The following is a 1,364-nucleotide window of genomic DNA, read 5'->3' on the forward strand; positions in this document are numbered from 1 at the left end:
TGCTTGAGGCCGGCGAGGTAGCCGGGGAGGGCTGCGGGCATGACGATGTGGCGGGCTCCGGCGAGGCCGGTGGCGCCGAGGGTGCGGCCGGCGCGGAGGTGGAGCGGGGGGATCTGGTCGATGCCGGAGACGAGTCCGTTGGCGATGGAGGGGACGGCGCCGAGCAGGATGACGGTGTACATCATGGCGTCGTTGAGGCCGAACCACAGGACGGCCGGGGGGACCCAGGCGACCGAGGGCAGGGATTGCAGGCCTTGGAGGATGGGGCCGATGGCGGCGCGGACGAACTTGACGCGGGCGACGAGGAGTCCGAGGGGGGTGCCGATGGCGAGGGCGAGGAGGAAGCCGAGCAGGCCGCGGGAGACGCTGGTCCAGACGACTTCGAGGAGGGTGCCCTTGAGCCACATGTCGGAGAGGCTGTCCCAGACCGCGGACGGTGCGGGGAGCTTGGTCTCGTCGGTGACCTTCAGGGAGACCAGCACCTGCCACACCAGCAGGACGAGGCCGATGGCGATGAACGGGGGGAGGACCTTTTTGACGAGGACCTCGCGGGTGGGGGTGCGGTGGGTCTGGACGGCGTCGAGGGCGTCGAGGCCGGCTTCCAGACCGGCCAGGTCGTCGGTCTTGGCCCTGGGGGTGGTGTCAGTGCTGGCCATGGCGGCGGATCTCCCCACGCAGGTGTTCGGTGATTTCGACGGAGAGTTCCGCGACGTCGGCGTCTTCGATGCGGCGGGGCTGGGGGATGTCCACGGTCCATTGCCTGGCGATGCGGCCGGGGCGTGAGGAGAGCAGGACCACGCGCTGGGCGAGGCGGACGGCTTCGCGGACGTTGTGGGTGACGAAGAGGACGGAGACGTGGGTTTCGGCCCAGATGCGGGTGAGTTCGCCGTGCAGGACGTCGCGGGTGATGGCGTCCAGGGCGGCGAAGGGTTCGTCCATGAGGAGGAGGCGGCTGTCCTGGGCGAGGGCGCGGGCCAGGGCGACGCGCTGGCGCATGCCGCCGGAGAGTTCGTGGACGCGTTTGCCGTGGGCGCCGGCGAGGCGGACCAGTTCCAGGAGGCGTTCGGCTTCGGGTTTGCGGTCGGCCTTGGGGACTCCGCGCAGGCGCAGGGCGAGTTCGATGTTCTTGCCGGCGGTGAGCCAGGGGAACAGGGCGTGTTCCTGGAACATCAGCGCCGGCCGGCCGGCCGTCTCGATCGTCCCCGCGGACGGTTTGTCGAGTCCCGCGACGAGGTTGAGCAGGGTGGACTTGCCGCAGCCGGAGGCTCCCAGGATGGTGACGAACTCGCCGGGCGCGACATCGAGGCTGATGTCGTCCAGGACGAGCTGCGATCCGGCCGGGCCGGAGAAGGACTTCGAGACGT

Annotated in this window: 2 protein-coding genes; both read right to left on the reverse strand. The window is 70.4% G+C overall.

Annotated elements, in window-relative coordinates:
* A partial coding sequence (locus ACFYXV_RS34115) for an ABC transporter permease (protein ID WP_389385063.1) occupies positions 1 to 656 on the reverse strand: 656 nt, incomplete at its 3' end.
* Positions 643 to 1,364: ABC transporter ATP-binding protein (locus ACFYXV_RS34120; RefSeq protein ID WP_389385064.1), on the reverse strand; the 722-nt coding region annotated here is incomplete at its 5' end. The genes ACFYXV_RS34120 and ACFYXV_RS34115, both read right to left, overlap by 14 nt.

The sequence above is a fragment of the Streptomyces sp. NPDC002181 genome (assembly GCF_042890485.1).
Taxonomy (GTDB): domain Bacteria; phylum Actinomycetota; class Actinomycetes; order Streptomycetales; family Streptomycetaceae; genus Streptomyces.